Origin of the sequence: Quadrisphaera setariae (genome assembly GCF_008041935.1) — a bacterium.
GTDB classification, from domain to species: Bacteria; Actinomycetota; Actinomycetes; order Actinomycetales; family Quadrisphaeraceae; genus Quadrisphaera; species Quadrisphaera setariae.
Genome location: NZ_VKAC01000011.1, coordinates 83398 through 106115 on the forward strand (window position 1 = coordinate 83398; position 22718 = coordinate 106115).

At 75.4% G+C, this 22718-nt stretch carries 20 protein-coding genes and 1 pseudogene; 13 read left to right on the top strand and 8 right to left on the bottom strand.

What is annotated here, in order from left to right; all coding sequences use genetic code 11:
- The first annotated feature begins 21 nt into the window (after nucleotides 1-21).
- Nucleotides 22-624, top strand: a complete 603-nt coding sequence (locus FMM08_RS17430; protein WP_147927653.1) for a hypothetical protein — start codon at nucleotides 22-24, stop codon at nucleotides 622-624.
- Here the strand turns inward: FMM08_RS17430 and FMM08_RS17435 are convergent.
- Nucleotides 576-1115, bottom strand: coding sequence for a P-loop nucleotide/nucleoside kinase family protein (locus FMM08_RS17435; RefSeq protein WP_147927654.1), 540 nt, complete (start codon nucleotides 1113-1115; stop codon nucleotides 576-578). The two genes, FMM08_RS17430 and FMM08_RS17435, sit on opposite strands and share 49 nt — an antisense overlap.
- A 68-nt stretch (nucleotides 1116-1183) precedes the next feature.
- On the opposite strand from FMM08_RS17435, the gene FMM08_RS17440 reads away from it, so the two are divergent.
- Nucleotides 1184-1597 (top strand): ester cyclase, encoded by a 414-nt coding sequence (locus FMM08_RS17440; RefSeq protein WP_147927655.1) that lies wholly within the window; start codon nucleotides 1184-1186, stop codon nucleotides 1595-1597.
- A 9-nt stretch (nucleotides 1598-1606) separates the two neighbouring features.
- Here FMM08_RS17440 and FMM08_RS17445 read toward each other — a convergent pair whose 3' ends face one another.
- Nucleotides 1607-2527: an alpha/beta hydrolase fold domain-containing protein gene (locus FMM08_RS17445; RefSeq protein WP_255472530.1), complete on the bottom strand. Its 921-nt coding sequence runs from the start codon at nucleotides 2525-2527 to the stop codon at nucleotides 1607-1609.
- Nucleotides 2528-2656: 129 nt separating this feature from the next.
- Between FMM08_RS17445 and FMM08_RS17450 the strand changes: the two genes are divergently transcribed.
- Both FMM08_RS17450 and FMM08_RS17455 read left to right on the top strand, forming a co-directional pair.
- Nucleotides 2657-3694, top strand: coding sequence for an AAA family ATPase (locus FMM08_RS17450; RefSeq protein WP_147927656.1), 1038 nt, complete (start codon nucleotides 2657-2659; stop codon nucleotides 3692-3694).
- Nucleotides 3695-3820: 126 nt separating this feature from the next.
- Nucleotides 3821-5041: an aminotransferase-like domain-containing protein gene (locus FMM08_RS17455; RefSeq protein ID WP_222710889.1), complete on the top strand. Its 1221-nt coding sequence runs from the start codon at nucleotides 3821-3823 to the stop codon at nucleotides 5039-5041.
- Here the strand turns inward: FMM08_RS17455 and FMM08_RS17460 are convergent.
- Nucleotides 4997-5521, bottom strand: a complete 525-nt coding sequence (locus FMM08_RS17460; protein ID WP_222710890.1) for a MarR family winged helix-turn-helix transcriptional regulator — start codon at nucleotides 5519-5521, stop codon at nucleotides 4997-4999. The two genes, FMM08_RS17455 and FMM08_RS17460, sit on opposite strands and share 45 nt — an antisense overlap.
- A gap of 98 nt (nucleotides 5522-5619) precedes the next feature.
- On the opposite strand from FMM08_RS17460, the gene FMM08_RS17465 reads away from it, so the two are divergent.
- Together FMM08_RS17465 and FMM08_RS17470 are read left to right on the top strand one after the other, a co-directional pair.
- Complete coding sequence (locus tag FMM08_RS17465) at nucleotides 5620-7734, top strand: MMPL family transporter (protein WP_255472531.1); 2115 nt, start codon at nucleotides 5620-5622, stop codon at nucleotides 7732-7734.
- Nucleotides 7735-7983: 249 nt separating this feature from the next.
- A complete protein-coding gene (locus FMM08_RS17470) occupies nucleotides 7984-9363 on the top strand; it encodes a peptide MFS transporter (RefSeq protein WP_439653571.1) in 1380 nt (459 codons plus the stop codon).
- Between the two features lie 21 nt (nucleotides 9364-9384).
- Here FMM08_RS17470 and FMM08_RS17475 read toward each other — a convergent pair whose 3' ends face one another.
- Nucleotides 9385-10347, bottom strand: a complete 963-nt coding sequence (locus FMM08_RS17475) for a sugar phosphate isomerase/epimerase family protein (RefSeq protein ID WP_147927660.1) — start codon at nucleotides 10345-10347, stop codon at nucleotides 9385-9387.
- Nucleotides 10348-10419: 72 nt separating this feature from the next.
- Here FMM08_RS17475 and FMM08_RS24165 point away from each other — a divergent pair.
- Nucleotides 10420-10919, top strand: a pseudogene (locus FMM08_RS24165) (tRNA-specific adenosine deaminase); the annotation flags it as partial.
- A gap of 97 nt (nucleotides 10920-11016) precedes the next feature.
- Here FMM08_RS24165 and FMM08_RS17485 read toward each other — a convergent pair.
- Nucleotides 11017-11943, bottom strand: coding sequence for an aldo/keto reductase (locus FMM08_RS17485; RefSeq protein ID WP_222710892.1), 927 nt, complete (start codon nucleotides 11941-11943; stop codon nucleotides 11017-11019).
- A gap of 45 nt (nucleotides 11944-11988) precedes the next feature.
- Nucleotides 11989-12507 carry a DUF805 domain-containing protein gene (locus FMM08_RS17490; RefSeq protein ID WP_147927661.1) on the bottom strand — a complete coding sequence of 173 codons (519 nt, stop codon included), beginning with the start codon at nucleotides 12505-12507 and terminating at the stop codon, nucleotides 11989-11991.
- Nucleotides 12508-12717: 210 nt separating this feature from the next.
- Between FMM08_RS17490 and FMM08_RS17495 the strand changes: the two genes are divergently transcribed.
- The 6 genes from FMM08_RS17495 to FMM08_RS23150 all read left to right on the top strand — a co-directional run bounded on the left by FMM08_RS17495 (nucleotide 12718) and on the right by FMM08_RS23150 (nucleotide 20584).
- On the top strand, nucleotides 12718-14097 hold the full coding sequence (locus tag FMM08_RS17495) for an SWIM zinc finger family protein (RefSeq protein ID WP_147927662.1): 1380 nt from the start codon (nucleotides 12718-12720) through the stop codon (nucleotides 14095-14097).
- Nucleotides 14094-15686, top strand: coding sequence for a DUF5691 domain-containing protein (locus tag FMM08_RS17500; RefSeq protein ID WP_147927663.1), 1593 nt, complete (start codon nucleotides 14094-14096; stop codon nucleotides 15684-15686). The genes FMM08_RS17495 and FMM08_RS17500 overlap by 4 nt, the downstream gene beginning before the upstream one ends.
- Nucleotides 15683-16813 (top strand): ATP-binding protein, encoded by a 1131-nt coding sequence (locus FMM08_RS17505; protein WP_147927664.1) that lies wholly within the window; start codon nucleotides 15683-15685, stop codon nucleotides 16811-16813. The genes FMM08_RS17500 and FMM08_RS17505 overlap by 4 nt, the downstream gene beginning before the upstream one ends.
- Nucleotides 16810-19134, top strand: coding sequence for a DUF5682 family protein (locus FMM08_RS17510; RefSeq protein ID WP_255472533.1), 2325 nt, complete (start codon nucleotides 16810-16812; stop codon nucleotides 19132-19134). Before FMM08_RS17505 ends, FMM08_RS17510 begins: the two co-directional genes overlap by 4 nt.
- On the top strand, nucleotides 19131-20339 hold the full coding sequence (locus tag FMM08_RS17515; RefSeq protein WP_147927665.1) for a VWA domain-containing protein: 1209 nt from the start codon (nucleotides 19131-19133) through the stop codon (nucleotides 20337-20339). The genes FMM08_RS17510 and FMM08_RS17515 overlap by 4 nt, the downstream gene beginning before the upstream one ends.
- Before the next feature lie 101 nt (nucleotides 20340-20440).
- Nucleotides 20441-20584: a hypothetical protein gene (locus FMM08_RS23150; RefSeq protein WP_186718479.1), complete on the top strand. Its 144-nt coding sequence runs from the start codon at nucleotides 20441-20443 to the stop codon at nucleotides 20582-20584.
- Nucleotides 20585-20669: 85 nt separating this feature from the next.
- Here the strand turns inward: FMM08_RS23150 and FMM08_RS17520 are convergent, their stop codons facing one another.
- On the bottom strand, nucleotides 20670-21809 hold the full coding sequence (locus FMM08_RS17520) for a Gfo/Idh/MocA family protein (RefSeq protein WP_147927666.1): 1140 nt from the start codon (nucleotides 21807-21809) through the stop codon (nucleotides 20670-20672).
- Nucleotides 21806-22600, bottom strand: a complete 795-nt coding sequence (locus FMM08_RS17525; RefSeq protein WP_147927667.1) for a sugar phosphate isomerase/epimerase family protein — start codon at nucleotides 22598-22600, stop codon at nucleotides 21806-21808. The genes FMM08_RS17520 and FMM08_RS17525 overlap by 4 nt, the downstream gene beginning before the upstream one ends.
- Between the last annotated feature and the right edge of the window lie 118 nt (nucleotides 22601-22718).

The following is a 22718-nucleotide window of genomic DNA, read 5'->3' on the forward strand; positions in this document are numbered from 1 at the left end:
GTCCACCGCTAGCGTCGACGGGTGCCTGAGGAATCCTCCGTCCCCCGCGGCCTGCTGGACGGCGTCGTCGTCGGCCTCGTGCTGATGGCCGTCTTCACCACCGCGTGGAGCGCCAACACCCTCGGCACCTGGCCGGGTGCGCTCGGCACCGCCATCACGGCGGTGGGCGTGCTGGCGAGCACGTGGTTCGTCGTCACCGCGGTGAGGCTGGCACGGACGCGCGGGCGGGCGAGCACCGCGACGACGCCCGAGGAGCAGCGCTGGCAGAAGCGCGCCGGGATGGCCTTCGGGTGGGTCTTCACCGCCGAGGCGGTGCTGATCGTCGTGGCGGCCAACGTGCTCGGTGGCATCGGACGCCCGGACCTCGTGCTCCCGGCGATCGCGCTCGTCGTGGGCGTGCACTTCTACCCGATGGCGCGGATCTTCCGGCGGCGCATCGACACCTGGCTCGCCACGGCGCTGAGCGCGGTCGGGCTGGCCGGCCTCCTGGTGCTGCTGCTCACCAGCGCGAGCCGCGACCTCGTCTGGGGCGTGGTCGCCTGCGGAGCGGCCCTCACCACGGGGGCGTACGGCGTCTACTTCACGCGGATGGCGACCGCGCTGCGGACCCGCGCGAGGAGCTGACCACCGTCGTCGTCGGGGAGGGCGACGAGCGCCGCCTCCTCCGGGGCAGGCGGCTCGAAGCTGGCCAGGTGCTCCTCGAGCACGGCGTCGGTCACGTCGCTGCGCCGTCCGCTGGCCCTGTTCGCCGCCACCCGTGCCCGCAGCACGGCGTGCGGCACGTCCAGGTGCACCAGCACGAAGCGCGCGCCGGCCCGCGCGGCGACCTCCCGCCACGCGTCGCGCAGGAAGCGCAGGGAGGCGGTGTCGTCCACGACGACGACCCGTCCGCCGCGGAGCAGCGCAGCCGCGCGGGTCCGCGCCTCGTCGTTGGTGCGCACCCACTCCCGCACCGCGATGCCCCGACCGCCGTCGAGCCCGCGCTCGGCGTTGATGGCGTCCAGGGAGACCACCTCGGCGCCCAGGCCGTCGCGGAGCACAGCGGCGGCCGTGCTCTTGCCGGAGGACGAGCAGCCGCACAGCAGGACGAGCGCGGCGGTGCTCGTCGTCGTCATGCCGCCATCGTGAGGACGGGGTGCGCTCCGGTCCAGCGAGTTCCCGCCGGCGGTGCGAGGCTCCCCGCATGGCTGCTGCGACGACCCCGACGGACACGGGCGCAGAGGCCGTCTACCGGCGCTACGTCGCGACCCTCAACGCCAGGCGCTGGGAGGAGCTGGGCGCCGTCGTCCACGACGATGTCACCCACGACGGCCGGCGGATGACCCGTGGGCAGTTCGCCGACCTGCTGCGCGAGGACGTCGCGGTCATCCCTGACCTGCGCTACGACGTTCAGGCGCTGGTCGTCAGCGGCGACCACCTCGCGGCGCGGCTGTGGTTCGACTGCACGCCCGCGCGCCCCTTCCGCGGGGTCGACACCGGCGGCCGGCGCGTCGCCTTCGCCGAGCACGCCTTCTACCGGCTGGCCGACGGCCGCATCAGGACCGTCGAGTCAGTGGTCGACGTCGACGCCGTGCGCCGCCAGGTCCAGCCCGGCTGAGGGGCCGGCTCAGGGGCGCAGAGCGCGGGCCACCCGCCCCACCAGCACCCGGGCGGCGGCGCGACCCGTCGCCGTGGGGAGCATCGGGTAGACGTGCAGCTGGCCGGGGGCCTCGTGCAGCTCCGCCTCCACACCGGCGGCGCGGGCCTTCTCGACCAGCAGGTGCGCGTCGGGGTTGAGCACGTCACGGGTACCGGTGAACACCGTCAGCGGCCCCAGGCCGGTGAGGTCTCCGAAGAGGGGGCTGACAGCAGGATCGGTGAGCGGCAGGTCACCGCGCCAGGCCTCGGCGAGGACCCGGCCCCCTGGCGTGGCCAGCCACGGGTCGGTGGGCTGGACCACGGGGATGCGCGGGTTGCTCCAGGTGAGGTCGAGCGCCGGGGAGACCAGGAGGGTGAGGGGCAGCCGGAGGCCCTCGTCGCGCAGCGCGAGCGCGGCGGACAGCACGATCTGCCCTCCCGCCGAGTCGCCCATGACGCCCGTGGGGCCGTGCTCCTCGGTGCTGGCCCGGACCAGCTCGACCACGCGGTCGCGAGTGGGTCCGGCCGTTCCGTGCGGGATCAACGGGTAGATCGGCACGGTCACCACCACGCCCGCCTCCGCCGCGACGGTGGCCGCCAGGTGCCACTGCTGCCGGACGATCTCGTTGACCCATCCGCCGCCGTGGGCGTAGACGACCCCGCCCGCGAGCCGGTCGAAGCCGTCGGGGCCGGCGGTGGGGGTCAGCGTGTAGACGGGCCAGCCGCGGTCGTGGACGACGTCGACGCGCACGTCCCGGCGCAGGCTGCGCGGGAGCCCATAGGCGGCCGGGCGCAGGGTCGCCTCGCGGATGCGGTCGTGCGCACCCTGCTCGGTGACGAACGTCCGGTTGAAGTGCAGCAGGCGCATGAGCGGCGGGACCATCTGGCTGGCAGCGTCGGGCAGCGGCACCTGCCCCACGGTAGGGGCGACCCGGGCGGGACGCCTTCCCCGCCTCCTCCTGCGATCGTGGACTCCTGGAACGCTCTCCGGCCGTGCTCGAGCGGGCGGGGGCGCTGATCGCCGCCTTACGCTCGAAGCATGGCCCCGCCCCGCAACCCCCTCGACGGCCTGCGCGAGAAGGCTGGACAGCTCGGGGAGAAGCTCGGAGACCGCCTGCCCGGCCCGGGCCTGCGCGGGGTGGAGGAGCGGGTCGGTGTGCTCTTCGGGGGGCCCACGCCGCCGGCGCGACCGCTCGCGCTGGTGCTGGCCGACCTCGACGCGCTCGTCGGCCTGGAGGACGTCAAGGAGCAGGTCCGGGCGCTGCTCGCCTTCCTCCAGGTGCAGGCCCGCCGCAAGGAGCACGGGCTGCCCGAGGTGGCGACCTCCCAGCACCTCGTCTTCCTCGGCAACCCCGGCACCGGCAAGACCACCGTGGCGCGGCTGCTCGCCGAGATGTACCGCGCGGTGGGACTGCTGGCCAAGGGCCACCTCGTGGAGGTCGACCGCGCCGGGCTGGTGGGCCAGTACGTCGGGGCCACGGCGATCAAGACCGACCGGGTCATCCGGTCCGCGCTCGACGGCGTGCTGTTCATCGACGAGGCGTACTCGCTGGCGCCCGAGGGCGAAGGCCGCCTCGACTTCGGCCCCGAGGCCATCGAGGTGCTGCTCAAGCGCATGGAGGACCACCGCCACCGCCTCGTGGTGGTCGTGGCCGGCTACCCGCGGCTCATGGAGGCGTTCCTGCGCTCCAACCCGGGGCTGCGCTCGCGCTTCGCGCGGGAGATCACCTTCCCCGACTACTCCGTGGACGAGCTGGAGCAGATCTTCTCCCTCGTGGTGGCCGAGCACGAGTACGCGATGGCGCCGGGCGCCTCCGAGGCGCTGCGACAGGTGCTCTCCGGCCTGCGCTCCGGGGAGGACTCCGGCAACGCGCGGTTCGTGCGGACGCTGTTCGAGCAGTCGCTCAACCGCCAGGCCCTGCGGCTGACGCGGTCGGCGAAGGACGACGTCGAGGTGCTCGAGCGCGACGAGGTCATGGCGCTGTGGGCCCAGGACGTCACCGAGGCCGCGCAGGCCCTGGGACAGGACCCGGCGACCTCCGCGGAGGCGCCGCGCCGCCGCCGCTGGCTCGGCTGACCGCTCGCCCCAGCCGCGGTCGGTACGCTGGAGCCGTCCTCGACCAGGACTCCTCGTGGCGCTGCCCCGCTGACCACCCCCGCGGGCTGACGGGCGCCGGTCCCCCTGACTCGTGGAGCTCCCGTCGTGACCAGCACCCGGCCCCTCGCCGCCCCCGCCCTCCCCCTGGCGCAGCGCCTGCGCGGCGTGGCCAGCTCGCCCGTGAGGGACCTGCTCGCCCTGGTTTCCCAGCCGGAGGTCATCTCCTTCGCGGGCGGCCTGCCGGCCCCGGAGCTGCTCGACGTCGACGGCGTGCGCGCCGCCTTCGACGCCGTGCTGTCCGGCCCGGGAGCGCGCACCGCGCTGCAGTACGCCCCCACCGAGGGGAGCGCCGAGCTGCGCGCCCTCCTCGCGGCCCGCACGAGCGGACGTGGCCTCGCGACGACGGCGGACGACGTGCTGATCACCACCGGCTCGCAGCAGGCGCTGGCCCTGCTGAGCACCGCGCTGCTGGACCCGGGCGCCGTCGTCGCGGTCGAGGAGCCCACGTACCTGGCCGCCCTGCAGGGCTTCGCACTGGCCGGGGCCCGCGTGGTTCCCGTGGCCAGCGACGACGACGGCGTGGTGCCCGCCTCGCTGGAGCGGGTGCTGGAGGAGCACTCCCCCGCGCTGGTGTACCTGGTCCCGACGTTCGCCAACCCGACCGGGCGCACGCTGAGCGCCTCCCGGCGGGCCGAGGTGGCCGCGCTGCTGGCCGACCGGCCGACCTGGGTGGTCGAGGACGACCCGTACGGCGAGCTCCGCTACCGCGGTGAGGCGCTCGCGCCGCTGGCCTCCCAGCCGGCGCTGGAGGGCCGGGCGGTCTACCTGGGCAGCCTGTCCAAGGTGTTCGCCCCCGGCCTGCGGCTCGGGTGGCTGCGCGCCCCGAGGGAGCTGCGGGCGAGGCTGGCGGTGGCCAAACAGGCCGCTGACCTGCACACCTCCACGGTCGACCAGGCCGCGGCAGCTGCGTACCTGACCGCCACCGACCTCGACGCGCACGTCGCCGGGTTGCGCGCCGCGTACGGCGCCCGCCGGGACGCCGCGCTGGAGTCGCTGCCGTCGGTGCTGCCGCCGGGGTCGACGTGGACCGACCCGGACGGCGGCATGTTCGTGTGGGCGCGCCTGCCCGGGGGCGTCGACACCGCGGCCCTGCTGCCCGCGGCGCTGGAGCACGACGTCGCCTTCGTGCCCGGGGCGCCGTTCTACGCCGGAGCGCCCGACCGCTCGACGCTGCGGCTGTCCTTCACCACCCACTCCCCCGAGCGCACCCGCGAGGGCCTGTCACGCCTGGGGAGCGCCCTGGGTCAGGTGTTCGGCGGCTCCTGAGCGGTGCTCGCGCTCGGCGTCCTCCATCGCCCGGCTGAAGCCCGTGAGGAAGCGGTGCACCGCTGACAGCTCGGCCTCGCTGAACTGGGCCATCACCGCGTCCGTGCGCCGGCCGAGCGGACCGAAGAACGCCCCGGCCACGCCCATCGCCGCCGGCGTGATGCGCAGGTGCACGCGGCGCCGGTCGGTCTCGGCGCGCTCGCGCTGCACGTGACCGGCCCGCTCCAACCTGTCGACGACGCTGGTGGTGGCGGCCGAGCTGAGGTTCAGCGCCTCGGCGAGGCGACCGGCGGTCAGCGGGTCGCCGTCGGTCTCGGCCTGCATGACGTGGACCATCGCCTCGAGGTCGGTCGGATGCATCGTCTGCTGCTCGGCGAAGGCGTGAGCGAGGTGCTGCGTCCGGTAGGTGAGCGTGCGGACGTCGTCGACGAGGGCGCGCTGCAGCCGGAGGCGCGCATCGTCGTCCTGGTGCCCCGCCACGCCGACCATCCTCCCTCGCCTTGCGTCCGCCACCGCAGGACCCCATCATCTCACTCATCGAATAGTTCGACCATCGAGAGGTTTTGATGAGAAGCGTCTTGCAAGCACCCGTCGGACGGCGCAGCGCCTGGGCGTCGGTGGTGCTGGGCCTGCTGGTGGTGGTCGGGCTGCTGGCGTTCGCCCCCTCCCCCGACCGCGGGAACGGCGTCAGCGCCGGCCTGCCGTCCAGCGCGGACTCGGTCCAGGTGGCCGAGCTGGCGAAGCAGCTGCCGGGCGCTGACGCGACGTCAGCGCTCGTCGTCGTCCGCCGCGACGGCGGTCTGCAGGCTGGCGACACCGCGGCGCTGCAGCAGCTCTCCGGGCAGCTGGCCCAGGTCGCCGAGGGCGGCCGGGTGGCGCCACCCGTGGTCTCGCAGGACGGGACGACGGCGCTCGTCGCCGTGCCCCTGAGCACCGCCGGCGGCACCGAGGCGCTGGCGGACACCGTGAAGGACATCCGCGCCGAGGTGCGCTCGGCCACCGCCGAACTGCCAGACGGGCTCACCGCCGAGGTCACCGGCGGCGCGGCGTTCACCACCGACATCGCCGCCTCGTTCGACGGCGCGAACTTCACGCTGCTGCTCACCACGGTGCTCGTGGTGGCCGCGCTGCTGCTCGTCACGTACCGCAGCCCGGTGCTCTGGCTCGTGCCGCTGGCCGTGGTCGGCGCCTCGGCCGCTGCGGCGACGGCGCTGTTCGCGGTGGTCTCGCGCACGTTCGGCCTGGTGCTCGACCCGTCCACCGGCGGCATCGCCGACGTCCTGGTCTTCGGCGCCGGCACCAACTACGCCCTGCTCCTCATCGCCCGCTACCGCGAGGAGCTGCGGCGCGAGCCAGACCGACGCCTCGCCATGACCCGGGCCTGGCGCGGCGCCGCCCCCGCCATCGCCGCGAGCGCTGGCACGGTGGTGCTGTCGCTGCTGGCGCTGTCGTTCGCAGTGCTGGGCTCCAACCGCAGCGTCGGGCAGTTCGGCGCGCTGGGCATCGCGGTGGCGGCCCTGTTCGCGCTGTTCGTGCTGCCGTCGGCCCTGGTGCTGTGCGGGCGCGGGGTGTTCTGGCCGTTCGTGCCGAAGGTCGGCTCCGCGGAGACCTCGCTGAGCGGGCCGTGGTCGCGCGTGGGGCGGGCCGTGGTGAAGAGGCCGTGGCGCGTGGTGGCGGTCGCCGTCGCCGTCCTCGCGGTGATGGCCGCGGGGCTCTCGGGGGCGCGGCTCGGGCTCAGCCAGACCGAGCAGTTCCGGGTGCAGGCGGAGTCGGTGGACGGGCTGGAGACGCTGGCGAAGGGGTTCCCGGCGGGCGCCGCCGACCCGGCGCGGGTCATCGTGCGCAGCACGGACCCGGCGGTCGTCCAGGGCGTGGTGGATGCGGCCTCGGCCAGCGAGGGCGTGGCGTCGGCGAGCGCCGGGCGACAGGCCGCAGGCACCGGCGGGGGCACCGGTATCACCGAGGTCACCGCCGTGCTCGACGGCGACCCGGGCAGCCCTGCGGCCATCGCCACCGTGGAGCGGCTGCGCTCCGCCGTCAGCGACGTGCCGGGCGGGGCGCTGGTGGGCGGCAGCACCGCGAGCGACCTCGACGTCAAGACCGCCACCGAGCGCGACCTGCGCGTGGTGGCCCCGCTGGTGCTGCTGGTGGTCCTCGCCGTGCTCGTGGTGCTGCTGCGGGCCGTCGTCGGGCCGCTGGTGCTGGTGGCCACCGTGGTGGCGAGCTTCTTCGCCGCGCTCGGCGCCGGGAACTGGCTGGCGACGTCGGTGCTCGGCTACCCCGGGCTGGACACGGGTGTGCCGCTGCTGGCGTTCCTGTTCCTCGTCGCCCTCGGGGTGGACTACAACATCTTCCTCGTCACGCGCGTGCGCGAGGAGGTGCCGGCCCGCGGCACCCGGGAGGCCGTGGTCGTGGGCGTCTCGGTGACCGGGGCCGTCATCACCAGCGCCGGCGTGCTCCTGGCGGCGGTCTTCACCGTGCTGGGCGTGCTGCCGCTCATCACGCTGACGGAGCTGGGGATCATCGTGGGCCTGGGCGTGCTGCTGGACACTCTCCTCGTGCGGACGCTGCTGGTGCCGGCGCTCTTCACGCTGCTGGACCGGCGCGCCTGGTGGCCGGGGGCGCTGTCCCGCTCCGGCCGCCACCGCGGCGCGGCGCACACCTCCGCCCAGCGGGAGCTGGCCCCCCGCTGACCCCTCGTGATCATGGGAGTCACCAACACCGACAGCCGTGATCATGGACTCCACCACCGACCCGTCGTCGGCAACGTCCATGATCACGGCAAGTGGTGCCGGCAGGTCCCATGATCACGGTCGGGTGGCCAGGACCAGGTGCCGGTGGCAACCTAGAACCCCGTGAGCGTGAAGGACGAGGCCGCCGCAGCCGCGGACCGCGGGTTCCTGGGCCAGCCGCGGGCGCTGGCCCACCTGTTCGGCGTGGAGATGTGGGAGCGGTTCAGCTTCTACGGGATGCAGGCGATCCTCGCCTACTACCTCTACTACTCCGTCGCCGACGGCGGCCTCGGCATCCCCCAGGCGACCGCCACGAGCATCGTCGGCGCCTACGGCGGCCTGGTGTACCTCTCGACCATCGTCGGCGGCTGGGTCTCCGACCGGCTGGCCGGGCGCGAGCGCGTGCTCTTCTGGAGCGCGAGCGTGGTCATGGCCGGGCACATCGCCCTCGCGGTGCTGCCCGGCCTGGCCGGCGTGGGCGTCGGCCTGGTGCTCGTGGCGCTCGGCAGCGGCGGGGTCAAGGCGACGGCGACGGCGCTGGTCGGCACCCTCTACGCCGAGGGCGACACCCGCCGTGACGCCGGGTTCTCGCTGTTCTACCTGGGCATCAACGTCGGCGCTCTCATCGGCCCGCTGCTGACCGGCCTCGCGCAGAGCGAGGTCGGGTTCCACGTCGGGTTCGGGCTGGCGGCCATCGGCATGGCGCTCGGACTCACGCAGTACGCCGTCGGCCGGCGGGGCCTGCGCGGCGGGGAGGCCTCCCGCGTGCCGGACCCGCTCCCCGCCGCGCAGCGGCTGCGGTGGGCGCTGGTCGCGGTCGCCGTCGTCGTCGTCATCGCGGTGGCGGGCCTCCTCGGCCTGCTGCCGCTGGCCGGGCTCGCCACCATCGTCGCCGGGACCTGCGCCGTCGCGTCGGTGGCGTACTTCGCGTTCCTGCTCCGCAGCTCCCGCATCGACGCCGTGGAACGGCGCCGGGTGCTCGCCTTCATCCCGATGTTCATCGCCTCGGTGGCGTTCTGGTCGCTCTACCAGCAGCAGTCGACGGTGGTCGCGCTGTTCGCCGACTCCCAGCTCGACCGGTCGCTGTTCGGCTGGACCGTGCCGGCCTCCTGGGTGCAGTCGATCAACCCGGTCTTCATCATCGTGCTGTCGGGCGTCTTCGCCGCCCTGTGGACGCGGCTCGGCTCGCGCCAGCCGTCCGCGCCGGTGAAGTTCGCCGCGGGCGTGGGCGTCATGGGCGTGGCGTTCCTGCTGTTCCTGCCGATGTCCGACCCAGCGCCGCACAGCGCGCCGCTGCTCGGGCTGGTCGGGGTGCTGCTGGCGTTCACCGTGGCGGAGCTGCTGCTCTCGCCGGTCGGGCTGTCGCTGTCCACCAAGCTCGCGCCGAAGGCGTTCCCCACCCAGATGGTGGCGCTGTGGTTCCTGTCCACCGCGCTCGGGTCGGCGCTGGCCGGCGTGTTCGCGGGGAACTGGACCCCCGAGGGGCAGGCCGGGTACTTCAGCGTGCTGGGCCTCGTGGCGATCGCGCTCGCCGTAGCCCTGGCGCTGGTGGCCGGGCCGATCCACCGGCTCATGAGCGGCGTCGGCTGACCGGCTCCGCTCCCCGCCGGGTCAGGCAGCGGGGATCGAGCGGTCGACCCACTCCCAGCTGACCCGGGCCGAGGCGTCCGGAGCCATGGACGCCTTGTCGACCTCGATGACCACCCAGCCGCCGAAATCCCCCGGCAGCGCTGCCAGCACAGCGTCGAGGTCGATCTGCCCGAGTCCCGGCTCGAGGAAGATGCCGCTGTCGGCGGCCTTCCGGTACGGGGTGGGCGTGGCGCGGCTGGCCGCGGCCACCCCCAGGTCGAGGTCCTTGAGGTGCAGGTCGAGCAGGCGGTCGGCGTGCCGGCGCAGCATCGCCGCGGCGTCGATCCCCGCCCACTCCAGGTGCCCCACGTCGAAGGACGCCCCCAGCAGGTCCGCGGGGATCGCGGCGAGCACCTGCTCGATCTCGTCCTCGGTCTCCACCCAGGTGCCCACGTGGTTGTGCAGCCCCGGCCGCACCCCTTCGGCCACGAGCACCTCACAGGCCTGCCCGAGGACGTCGATGACCTCGTCCAGCCGGGCCTGGTCGAAGTCCAGACCCGTGGCCGCACCCACCTCGGTGCGCGGGTGCTTCGGCCCCCACGCCACCTCCGGCGCGATGAAGACGCTCTCCAGCCCGAAGTACGCCGACTCCTCCGCGCGGCGACGCACACCGTCGAACCAGTGGACCCGTTCTGCCGAGCCGGGAGCCAGGCGCACGTCGTGGTCGGACGGGATGCCGATCTGCGCATATCCCGGAGCCAGCGCCAGCCCGGACTCGCGGACCATCAGCGCGTAGTCCTGCAGGGTCTGGGTGGCCAGCACCTCCATCATCACCGCCCCGAACCCGGCGTCCCTGATCTCGGCGAGGACGCCGGGATAGTCGGCCCGGAAGTCGGGGTCGGCGTAGCGCCACAGGTCGGGGCTGTCCGGGTCGGAGGGGTCGGCCTTGACGTTGATCCACTGGATGGCGTTGAGGGCGACGCGGTCGCGGGTCAGACGGGGCACGCCCACCAGCCTCTCCCGCGCGGCTCGGTGGTGGGAAGCCCCGCGCCGCACCGGACCGCGCCAGGGTGCCGCCGGATGGCCGTGGTCCACCGGCTCGCCTCGCGCAACCACCGCCAGGGCGGCGGCGGGCCGTTCGCCGCGCTCGTCGTCCGCAGCGACACGGGCGAGGTGGTGAGCGCCGGTGTGGACGTGGTGCTCGGTACGGGCATCTCCTCCGGGCACGCCGAGGTGGTGGTGCTGGGGCTGGCGCAGACGGCCACCGGCACGTGGGACCTCGGCGGCCCCGGACAGCCCGAGCACGAGCTCGTCGTCAGCTGGCGGCCGTGCGTCCAGTGCTGCGGAGCCGCGATGTGGTCGGGCGTGCGGCGCCTCGTGGTGGCCGGTCGGGGGCCGGTCGGGGGCCGGAGCTGGAGGAGATCACCGGCTTCGACGAGGGGCCGCTCGGCGCCGACTGGGCGGAGCAGTTCGAGGCCCGGGGCGTCACCGTGGTGACGGACGTGCTGCGCGAGGAGGCGCTGGCCGTCTACCGCGAGTACCGCGCGGAGGCCGACGGCGGGCGGGCGCTGGTCTAGAACACCCGCCGGCCGTCGGCCCCGTCGTCGTCCTGATCTCCGGTCCCGGCCCGGTTCCAGGACCCGGAGCAGCGTCCACGACCACGGACGGGGACGGTCAGGGGACGAGCGACCCCGCGGCGGTGAACAGGCGGTACCACTCCTGGCGGCTCAGGCGGACGTCAGAGCCGGCCACCGCCTCGCGCACGCGCTCCGGCTTGGTGGTGCCCAGCACCACCTGGATGTCGGCCGGGTGCCGGGTGATCCAGGCCGTGGCGATGCCCGTTGGGGTGACGCCGTGGGCGTCGGCCAGCTCGTCCAGGACGTCGTTGAGGTCGGCGTACTTCTCGCGGTCACCCAGGAAGACGCCCGTGAAGAAGCCGCCCTGGAACGGCGACCACGCCTGCAGCGTCGTGCCGTGGATCCGGGCGTGCTCGAGCATCCCGCCGTCGCGGTGCACCGACTGCTCCAGGCCCTCCATGTTCGAGGCCACGCCGGTGGAGATGAGTGAGGAGTGGGTGATGCTCAGCTGCACCTGGTTGACCTCCAGCGGCTGGCGCACGGCGGTCTTGAGCAGCTCCTGCTGGTAGGGCGTGTGGTTGGACACCCCGAAGCGGCGGACCTTGCCCGCGGCCTCGAGCTGGTCGAAGGCGGCAGCCACCTCCTCGGGCTCCACGAGGGCGTCGGGGCGGTGCAGCAGCAACAGGTCGAGGTGGTCGGTCTGCAGGGCCCTGAGCGAGGCGTCCACCGAGCTGACGATGTGCTCGGTGGAGAAGTCGAAGAAGCCGTCGCGGATGCCGCACTTGGACTGGATGAGCACGCGCTCGCGCTCGGAGGGCGTGAGCTTCACCGCCTCGGCGAAGCGGCGCTCGCAGAGGTGGTCGCCGCCGTAGACGTCGGCGTGGTCGAGCACGGTGACGCCCTCGTCGAGGGCGGTGCGCACGAGGGCGTCGATGGCCGCATCGTCGAGGGAGTCGATGCGCATGAGGCCGAGCACGATGCTGCTGACCTCGAGGCCGGTGCGGCCGAGCTGCTGGGTCTTCACCGGACCCATCCTGTCGCCCGCGCGCGCACCGGCCACCGGGGACCGTCAGGCCGGGGTGCCGCCCTGCCCCGGCTGCTGCAGCGGAGCCGGCGGGTAGCTCTGCCCGTACCCCTGCTGCGGCGGAGCCGGCGGGTAGCTCTGCCCGTACGCCGGCTGCTCGTAGCCCTTCTGCCCGTACCCGGGAGGGGTCCACTGGCCGCCCTTGGGCGAGGGCCCGAAGCGGTTGGGGCCCGGCTGTCCGTCCTGGCACGCCCAGACGATGACGAGGATCCAGCCCACCACCGGGATGAGCCCGATGAGGTACTTGGCGCCGTGCCGGTCCGTGTCGTGCATGCGCCGCCAGCCGAGGGCGAGGGTGGGCACGAGGAGCGCCAGGCTCGCGATCGCGTTGAGGGGCCCGGTGTCGTCGGAGCGGGTGCCGAACAGGGCCGTGTCGAGCGTCGAGGTGACGATGCCGACGACCACGGTGAACAGCACGAACCACCAGAACTCCGAACGGCGGGCGCGGCCCCGGAAGGTGGCGTACTGGCGGAAGGCGCTGGCGACGGCGTCGCGAGGGCTCACGGGGCTCCTCTGCTGGGGGTGGTCACTTGCCTGCCCCTGCAGCATGGCGCCCCCCGGCTGCGGCCGACCAGCACCACGCCGCTGATCGGTGGTGACGGCATCGACCGCCGTGCGGGGTCAGCACCCGTCCGGCCGCTCGCCACCCGTCCGACCGCTCGCCGCAGCGGTGACCTCGCGGCGCTGTCGGAGGGCGGCCCTACTCTGCGGCGCGTGCCCCAGACCTGGAGCGTCGAGCAGGTGCTCGCCCTGGCCCCGGACCCCAGCAGCGCTGCCGCGGGCCGCAAGCAGGCCTCCCCGCGGGCCTGGACGCAGACCGGCCACAGGGCCGGCCAGCCGCACGGGGCGGCCCTGTGGGGGCTGTGCCAGGGCAGCGGCAAGACCCCGTACCAGACCGTGGTCGACCTCTCCGGCGTCGACGGTCCCGCCTTCCGCTGCTCCTGCCCCTCGCGCAAGTTCCCGTGCAAGCACGCCCTCGGGCTGCTCCTGCTGTGGTCATCAGGCTCCGTGCAGGCGGGTGAGGCGCCGGACTGGGCCGCCACCTGGCTCACCGGCCGGGCCGAGAAGGCCGAGAGGTCCGCGACGAAGGCGTCGGCCGCCACCGCCGCGGCACCACCCTCCTCCGTCGCCCAGGACGACGACGGACGCGCGGCCGCCAGGCGCGGCTCCGCCTCGGCCGCCCGCCAGCACAAGGTGGCCGCCGGGGTCGCCGAGCTGGACGAGTGGCTGGCCGACCAGGTCCGAGCGGGCCTGGCCGGGCTGGACGCCGCCGGCTACGCCCCGTTCGAGGCCGTGGCCGCGCGCATGGTCGACGCGCAGGCCCCCGGGCTGGCGACCCGCCTGCGCCGTCTGCCGGGCGTGGTCGCCTCGGGCGAGGGCTGGCCTGGCCGGCTGCTGGAGGAGCTCGCGGCGCTGCGACTGGTGACCTCGGCGCACGGCCGCCTCGACGACCTGCCCGGTCCCCTGCGGGCCAGCGTCCAGCGCGAGCTGGGCCAGCCGGTCAGCAGCGACGACGTGCTCGCGAGTCCCGGCACCGCGGACCTGTGGCAGGTCCTCGCCCTGCGCGACGCCGAGGAGGGCTCCCTGACCACCCGCCGGGTCTGGCTGTGGGGAACCCGCGCGCAGCGCCCCGCGGTGGTCCTGTCCTTCGCCCCGCGGGGCGGTGCGCTCGACGTCTCGCTGGTGCCCGGCACCGCGGTGGAGGCCGTGGTGCACCACCACCCCGGGGCAGCGCCGCTGCGAGTGCTGGTGGGCGAGCGCACCGGTGCTCCGGGTCCGCTGCCCGACTGGCCCGAGGGGAACCTCGCCGCGGCGTCGGCCGCCTTCGCGGCCGCGGTCGCCGCCGACCCGTGGACCACCTCGTGGCCGGCGCTGCTGTCACCGGTGCAACTGGTGCCGCCTGGCACGGACGGCGCCTGGGCCCTGCAGGACGCCTCCGGGCGCCGGGCGCGGCTCGTCCACAGCGACGACGACGCCCCGTGGCGCGCCCTGGCGGTGACCGGTGGGCGACCCGCCGCGGTGGCGGTGGAGGTGGAGGCCAGCGGTGTCCGGCTCCTCGCCGTCCGCGACGGGCAGCGGCTGGTGGCGGCGTGAGCGCCTGGGACGACGCCGCGGCGAGCGCACTGCTCGGCACCCGCCGCCGGGCCGCGCTGCCTCCGTCGCTCCTCACCGCGCCCGGGCCGCTGGCGCCCGCGGCGGAGCACCTGGCTGCGCTCGCCGCGCAGGACCCGGCGCGGGCGCTGCTGGACGCCGCCGCCGTGCTGGCGCCCTGGCGCCGCGCCGGTCGGGCCCCGGCCCTGGCGGACGCACCGGACGACCAGCAGCCCGCGCCGACGCCCACGGGTCCGGACGAGGGATCCGCGCTGGCGCCGGCGGCGGTCGCCCGGCTCGAGCTGCTGCTGGCCTCACCGCGGAACGACGAGGTCACGGCGCTGCTGCGGGAGTGGCTGGAGGCAGCGGCCCAGCACGGACGCCGGCTCCCCGCCGAGCACCTCCCGCGCCTGCTGACCGACGCCGCGCGCGACACCGCCCTGGCCGCGTCCCTCGCACCGGCGCTGGGCGCGCGGGGCAGGTGGCTCGCGGCGCTGCGACCCGACTGGCAGCGCGTCGCCGGGCGCCACGCACAGGCACCGGGCGGCCCGACCGACACCTCGCCGGAAGCGGCTGCCCGCACGTGGGGCACGGGCTCCGCGGCAGAGCGGCGCCTTCTGCTGGCCGCGCTCCGAGCCGTCGACCCGGCCGCGGGGACCGCCCTGCTGGCGGGCACCTGGGCGAAGGAGTCCGGCGCGGACCGCGAGGCCCTGCTGCCGCTGCTCGCCGACGGCGCCGGCCCCTGGGACGAGGCGCTGCTCGAGCAGGCCCTGCGCGACCGGCGCGAGGCGGTGCGCACCCAGGCGTCCCGGCTCCTCCTGCACATCCCGGGCACCGCCCTGCGGGAGCGGTGGACCGCCCGCGCGCGGGCCGCGGTGCGGGCGGAGCGGCACCTGCTGCGCTGGCGGATCGTCGTCGTCCCCCCGGAGCCGCTGACCGCGGACGAGCTGCGCGAGCTGGGAGGGCTGGGAGGGCTGGGAGGGCAGCGGCGCCCCCAGGGCACCGGTGAGCGGGCGTGGGCGCTCGAGCAGGTGGTCGCTGCGGCGCCGCTGGACACCTGGACGTCCGCCTCCGGTCGCTCGCCGGAGCAGCTGGTCTCCGCTCCCGTCGACGACGACTGGCGCGATCCCCTGCACCGCGGCTGGGTCACCGCCGCCTCGCGGCAGGGGGACGCCGAGTGGGCGCGGGCGCTGCTGGGCTCCGGTGAGTCGTCAGGGGTCGTCGCGCGCACTCCCCCGCAGCAGGTGGCGCGCCTCGTGGCCCTGCTGCCCCCGGACGAGGCGGGCGCCGTCGCGGCGAGGCTGCTGCGCGGCAGCGCGAGGACGTCCTCGACGGTGCAGCTGGTGCTCGACGCCGTGCCCACCCCCTGGCCCGCCGTGCTGCTCGACGCCGTCCTCGACCGGCTCGCACGCCCCGTGGAGGGGGCGGCGTGGGCGGACCGCTCGCTGGCGGCCACGGCGGCCCTGCGCCTGGCCGCCGGCGCAGGTGCGGCTGCAGCGCGCCGCCTCGGCGACCCCGACCCGACCTCTCCCCCCGGGCACCTGCTCCGGGTGCTGTCCTTCCGCCACGCGATGCTCGAGGAGCTCCGGTGACCGCTCAGACCCCCGACTCCCCCACGTCTCCTGCACCCGGCACGGCCGAGCAGCTGCTGCGGCCCCACGCCGAGCAGGCCTTCGCCGCGGAGCTGGCGGCGCTCGCCGCCGCGGACGACAGGCCGAGGCCGCCCCGGTGGGCGCTGTCGCCGTGGGCGGTGGCGACCTACCTGCTCGGCGGCACCCTCCCGGGCGGACACGTCATCACGCCCAAGTACGTGGGTCCGCGCCGCCTCGTGGAGGTGGCGGTGGCCACCCTCGCCACCGACCGCGCGCTGCTGCTGCTCGGCGTGCCCGGCACCGCCAAGACGTGGGTCTCCGAGCACCTCGCCGCTGCGGTCTCCGGCAGCTCGACGCTGCTCGTGCAGGGCACAGCGGGCACCGCCGAGGAGGCCGTCCGCTACGGCTGGAACTACGCCCGGCTGCTCGCCGAGGGACCGAGCCCGGCTGCGCTGGTGCCCTCACCGGTGATGACGGCCATGCGCGAGGGCCGGCTGGCCCGCGTGGAGGAGCTCACCCGCATCCCCAGCGACGTGCAGGACGCCCTCATCACCGTGCTGTCCGAGAAGGTGCTGCCCGTGCCCGAGCTGGGCACGGAGGTGCAGGCGGTGCAGGGGTTCAACGTCATCGCCACCGCCAACGACCGCGACCGCGGCGTCAACGAGCTCTCCAGCGCGCTGCGGCGCCGCTTCAACACGGTGGTTCTGCCGCTGCCGGCGTCCTTCGAGGACGAGGTGGACATCGTCAGCCGCCGCGTGGAGTCGATGGGCCGGGCCCTCGCCCTTCCGGAGCTGCCGGCGGCGGCCGAGGAGATCCGGCGGGTGGTCACGGTCTTCCGCGAGCTGCGCGCGGGCGCCACCTCCGACGGCCGCACCTCGCTGAAGAGCCCCTCGGGCACCCTGTCGACGGCGGAGGCCATCAGCGTGGTCACCGCGGGGCTGGCCCTGGCGGCGCACTTCGGCGACGGCGTGCTGCGCGCGGGCGACGTCGCCGCCGGCATCGTCGGCGCGGTGGTGCGCGACCCGGTCACCGACCGCGTCGCGTGGACGGAGTACCTGGAGGTGGTGGCCCGCGAGCGCGACGGCTGGGGCGACTTCTACCGCGCCTGCCGCGAGGTCAGCGGGTGACCAGTCCCTCCTCCGCGACGGGTCCGGACGTGCGCGTGCTGGGGGTGCGCCACCACGGACCGGGGTCGGCGCGGTCGGTGCGAGCCGAGCTGGAGGCGTTCTGCCCCGACGTCGTCCTCGTGGAGGGCCCCGCCGACGCAGACCCCCTGGTGCCGCTCATCACCGGCGAGGGCACGCAGCCGCCCCTCGCGCTGATGGCGCACGTGGTGGACGAGCCGCGCCGGTCGGTGTTCTGGCCGTTCGCCGTGTTCAGCCCGGAGTGGCAGGCGCTGGACTGGGCCACCTCGGCCGGGGTGCCGGTGAGGTTCTGCGACCTGCCCGCCGCGCTCCTGCTCGCCCCTCCTGCTGGGGAGGCCGCGGAGGAGGCCGGCCCGGAGGAGCAGGACGACAGCGCCGCGGAGGAGGAGGTGCCGCCCGTGCGCACCGACCCGCTGGCGGTGCTGGCGCGGGCGGCCGGCTACGACGACCCCGAGCGCTGGTGGGACGACGTGGTGGAGTCCCGCACCGAGGGCAGCCCGTTCCCGGCCGTCGCGGAGGCCATGGCGGCGCTGCGCGAGGAGGCCCCTCCCGCCGCGTCCGTCGCCGAGGCGCTCCACGAGCGCCGGCGCGAGGCGCACATGCGCACGGTGCTGCGCCGCGCGCTCAAGGAGGGCCACCAGCGGGTGGCGGTGGTGTGCGGCGCGTGGCACGCGCCGGCCCTGGGCGCCGGTGGGGCGAGGCTGGGCCCAGCCAGCGCTGACGCGGAGCTGCTCCGCGGGATGCCGAAGGCGAGGGTGGCCCTGACGTGGGTGCCGTGGACGCACGGCCGCCTCGCCGCGTCGTCCGGGTACGGCGCCGGGGTGGTCAGCCCCGGCTGGTACCACCACCTCTTCACCGCGCCGGACCGACCGGTGACCCGGTGGCTGGCCGCCGTGGCGGGGGTGCTGCGCGAGGAGGACCTGCCGGTCTCCTCGGCCTCGGTCATCGAGGCGGTGCGGCTGGCGGAGTCGCTGGCGGTGCTGCGCGGCCGTCCCCTCGCCGGGCTGGAGGAGGTGACCGAGGCCACCCGAGCGGCGCTCGTGGACGGGCAGGACCACCTGCTCGACCTGGTCGTCCGCCGCCTCGTGGTGGGCGAGGCGCTGGGGGTCGCCCCTCCGGACGCCCCCACCACCCCCCTGGAGGCGGACCTGCGGCGCACCGCGAGGTCGCTGCGGCTCAAGCCCGACGCCGCGGAGAAGGTGCTCGTGCTGGACCTGCGCACCCCGAACGACCTCGCTCGCTCCCGCCTCCTGCACCGGCTGCAGCTGCTGGGCGCGCCCTGGGGGCGGCCGGCGCGCGGGGAGGGCAGGTCGCTGGGCACGTTCAAGGAGGCGTGGTCGCTGGCCTGGCGCCCCGAGCTGGCCGTGGAGCTGGTCGAGGCGTCGGTGTGGGGCACCGCCGTGGAGCCGGCGGCGGTCGGGCGCGCCGAGGAGCTGGCCGGTGAGCCCTCGGCGACGCTGCCGGTGCTGACGTCGCTGGTCGAGACGTGCCTCCTGGCCGACCTGAGCGGCGCCCTCCCCCGCGTGCTGGCCGCGCTCGACGCGCGAGCCGCGGCCGACGGGGACGTCGCCCACCTGCTGGCCGCGCTGCCGCCCCTGGTGCGTGCGCTGCGGTACGGCGACGTGCGCGGCACGGCGGCTCCTCAGCTGGGCGCCGTGGCCGACGCCCTCACCGTCCGCGCGTGCGCGGGCCTGGCCGCCGCCGTCCGCGGGGTGGACGACGACGCCGCCGGCGCCCTGCGCGACCTGCTCGACGGCTTCGACGCCGCGCTGCGGCTGCGGGCCGGCAGCAGTGGCGGCGGCTCCGGAGGTGGAGACGGCGGTGGAGCCGACGGGGTGCGCCGCTGGACGGCCACCGCACGGTCGCTGGCCGCGCGCACCGACGTCCACGGCCTGCTCACCGGACGCCTGGCACGGCTGCTGCTCGATGCCGGAGACCTCGACGCGGACCAGGTCGGCGCCCGCCTGTCGCTGGCGCTGACGCCGGGCACACCACCGGGCGAGGGCGCCCGGTGGGTGGAGGGCTTCCTGTCCGGCGGAGGTGCGGTGCTGGCCCACGACGAGGCGCTGCTCGCCCTCGTCGACAGCTGGCTCTCCCGGCTCGACACCTCCGCGTTCCTCGACGTCCTCCCGCTGCTGAGGCGCACCTTCGGGTCCTTCTCCCCCACCGAGCGGCGCGACGTGGGCCGCCGGGTGCGCCGCGGGCCGCACGCGGAGGCGGCGGGCGCTGAGGAGCCGGTGGACACCGCCCTGGCCGATCCCGTCCTCGACACCGTGCTGCTGCTGCTGGGAGCCACCCGATGACCGACGCCCTGGTGGACGGCCCGACCGACGACGGGACCGGTGGCGACCCGCAGGAGCGGGCGCGCCGTTGGCGCCTGCTGCTCGGCGAGCCGGCGGCCGAGCCGCTGGGGGCGCGGCTGTCAGCCGAGGACGCCGCGGTCGACGCGGCGCTGGCGGAGGTCTACGACAGCGAGCGGACCCAGGGCGGCGGGCGCAGCGCTCGCGGGGGTCTCGGGTCCTCTGCGCCGCACGTCGTCCGGTGGCTGGGCGACCTGCGCACCTACTTCCCCTCCACCGTCGTGCAGGTGGTCCAGCGGGACGCCGTCGACAGGCTCGGCCTGCGCCAGCTGCTCCTCGAGCCGGAGCTGCTGGAGGCGGTCGAGCCCGACGTGCACCTGGTGGGAACGCTGCTGATGCTGAGCCGCGCGATCCCCGAGCGCACCCGCTCGACGGCGCGGGCGGTGGTCGCGAAGGTGGTGGCCGAGGTCGAGCGGCGCCTGGCAGACCGGACCACCCAGGCGGTCACCGGTGCTCTGGACCGCTCCACGCGCACGCGCCGGCCGCAGCTGCGCGACGTCGACTGGGACCGGACGATCGCCGCCAACCTCGCGCACTACCTGCCCGAGCACCGGACGGTCGTACCCGAGCGGCTCGTGGGCCGGGGGCGGCGGCGCACCACGGCCGCGCGCGACGTCGTCGTCGCCGTCGACCAGTCCGGGTCGATGGCGGCCTCGGTGGTCTACGCGAGCGTCTTCGCCGCGGTCCTCGCCACGATGCGGTCCTTGAGGACGTCGCTGGTGGTGTTCGACACCGCCGTGGTGGACCTCACCGACCAGCTGGACGACCCCGTCGACGTGCTCTTCAGCACCCAGCTGGGCGGTGGCACGGACATCAACGGGGCGCTGGCCCACTGCGCATCCCTGGTCACGAGGCCCGCCGACACGCTGCTCGTGCTCATCAGCGACCTCTACGAGGGCGGCGTGCGCGACGAGATGCTCGCCCGCGTGGCGGCGATGACGGCCGCGGGCGTGCAGGTGGTGGTGCTGCTGGCGCTGTCCGACGAGGGCGCCCCCGCGTACGACCACGAGAACGCCGCCGCGCTGGCCGAGCTGGGCGTCCCGGCGTTCGCCTGCACCCCCGACGCCTTCCCCGACCTGCTGGCGGTGGCCCTGGCCAAGGCCGATGTGGCGGCCTGGGCGGAGCGGACCCTCGGCACCGGGAGGTGACCCCGCGGACGGGTGAAGATCGAGTGGCCCAGATCACACAGGGCGAGGACAGTCCTCCTCAGCTGGAGTGATCCAGAGGTTGTTCAACTGAGGAGGTCATCGTGATCGTCCTGGGGCTGGTCCTGCTGCTGCTGGGCTTCTTCCTCAACATCCAGATCCTCTGGATCCTGGGGATCATCCTGCTCATCGTCGGCATCGTCCTGAACTTCGTGCCGATCGGCGGCTCCCGCCGACGAGTGTTCTAGCGCCGGGGTCCTCGACCCCTGCGACGACAGCGACCGCGCACCCCACCAGGGCTGCGCGGTCGCCGTCGTCGTGCGGACAGCTCCGTCAGAGCGTGCGAGCCGTCGGGTCCCAGTCGGCCGGCAGGGCCGGCGCCACCGCCGTGGTGCTCTCCACCTCCACGGGGCTGCGCCGCTGCGCCGCCTCGATGGTGGAGACCATGACGTCGAGCACGTGGAAGGCCTGCTCGCCGCTGGCGCGCTCCGGACGGCCGGCGCGGATGGCCCGGGCGAGCTCCAGCACACCGGCGCCGCGGCTCGCGGTCGACCCGACGGCCGCCTCGCTGCGCGGCTCCTCGCCGAGGGCGTGGACCACGGTGTCGCCGTCGAACATGTTCGGGTCGGGCAGCTCCAGCGTGCCCCCGGAGCCCGCCACCTCCAGCTGGGTGCGGTTCACGGCGGAGTCGAAGCTGAAGACGGCCGTGGCCGACGCGCCGCCCTCGAACTCGAACAGCGCCGAGACGTGCGTGGGGACCTCCACGTCGAACACCTGGCCGGCCTTCGGCCCGGAGCCGATGGTGCGCTGCGGGCGCGCCTTCGACGCCGTCGCCGAGACCCGTCCCACCGGGCCGAGCAGCTGCACGAGCGCGGTGATGTAGTACGGCCCCAGGTCGAACAGGGGGCCCGCGCCCTCGGCGAACAGGAACGCCGGGTCCGGGTGCCAGCTCTCCGGACCCGCGCTCTGCAGCAGCACCAGCGCGGTCAGCGGGTCTCCCACGGCACCGGACTCCAGGAGGCGGCGGGCGCTCTGCAGGCCCGCGCCGAGGAAGGTGTCGGGAGCGGTGGCCACGCGCCGGTCGGCCTTCGCGGCCGCCTCCAGCAGCGAGGTGCCGCTGGCCCGGTCGAGGGCGAAGGGCTTCTCCGTCCACACGTCCTTGCCGGCGGTCACGGCGGCGGTGGCCACCTCCACGTGGGCGGCGGGGATGGTCAGGTTGACCACCACCTCCACCTCGGGGTCGGCGAGGACGTCCTCCACGGCGCCCCAGCGGGGCACGCCGAACGCCTCGGCCTGCGCCTGGGCGCGGTCGACGGCGAGGTCGGCGACCACCCGCACGTCCAGGTCGGGGAAGGAGGTGAGGTTGGTCAGGTACTGCGTGCTGATGGTGCCGGCGCCGATGACGCCCACGCCCACCCGGCCGCTGCCGCGGGGACCACCCCTCGCCGCGCCCGTCGTCGTCGTGCTGGTCATGCCAGTCCCTTCTCGCGCAGGAACGCCAGGCCGTCGGCCACGGCGGTGAACCGGTCGCCGCGGGAGTCGTCGAGCTCGATGACGCGCAGCGCGGACGGGGCCGCGGCCACCACGTCGGCCACCGGGATCGAGCCCTGCCCGAGGGCCACCTGGTCGAGCACGTCCGCCGTGGCGGGCCCGTCCTTGAGGTGCAGCGCCACCACCTGGTCGCCCAGGCGCCGCAGGAGCTCCACGGGGTCGTGTCCACCGACCGCCACCCAGTAGGTGTCGACCTCGAGGACCACCTCGGGGGCCACGTCGGCCAGGCGCTGCGCGAGCACCTCGAACGCCGAGGTGCCGTCGATGTCGCTCTGCAGCTCGTGGGCGTGGTTGTGGTAGCCGACGCGCACGCCGTGGCGGGCGGCGACGGCGGCGGCAGCAGCCAGCTCGGCGGCCACGGCCTCGACGTCCCCCCGGGTGCCCCAGCGGTCCGGCGGGGTGAAGGGGTCGATGACCGTGCGGGTGCCGCGGGCCGCGGCCGCGGAGAACAGCGCGTCGAGCGCGTCGTCGTCGCTGCCGAGGAAGCCCTGGTGCATGGTCGGCGCGGCGATGTCGTGCTCGGCGAGGGCGGCGGCCAGCTCGTCCGACAGCGCCAGCGGCCCGAAGGGCTCCACCGCGGAGAACCCCAGCTCGGCGAGGCGGGAGACCGTGCCCGCGACGTCGTCGGCGAGGGCCTCCCTCACCGTGTAGAGCTGGACGGAGACCTGGCTGCTGGCTCGGCTGCTGGCTCGGGCGTCAGGGGTGTGGGACACGCTGCTCCTCGTCGTCGTGGCGGCGTCGCGGCCGTGAGGCGTGGCGCCTACTCAACCACCCGGGGGAACTTCCCGACCAGCCGGTCGGAGTCGCTCCTGGCGCGATCACGGGTCGCGG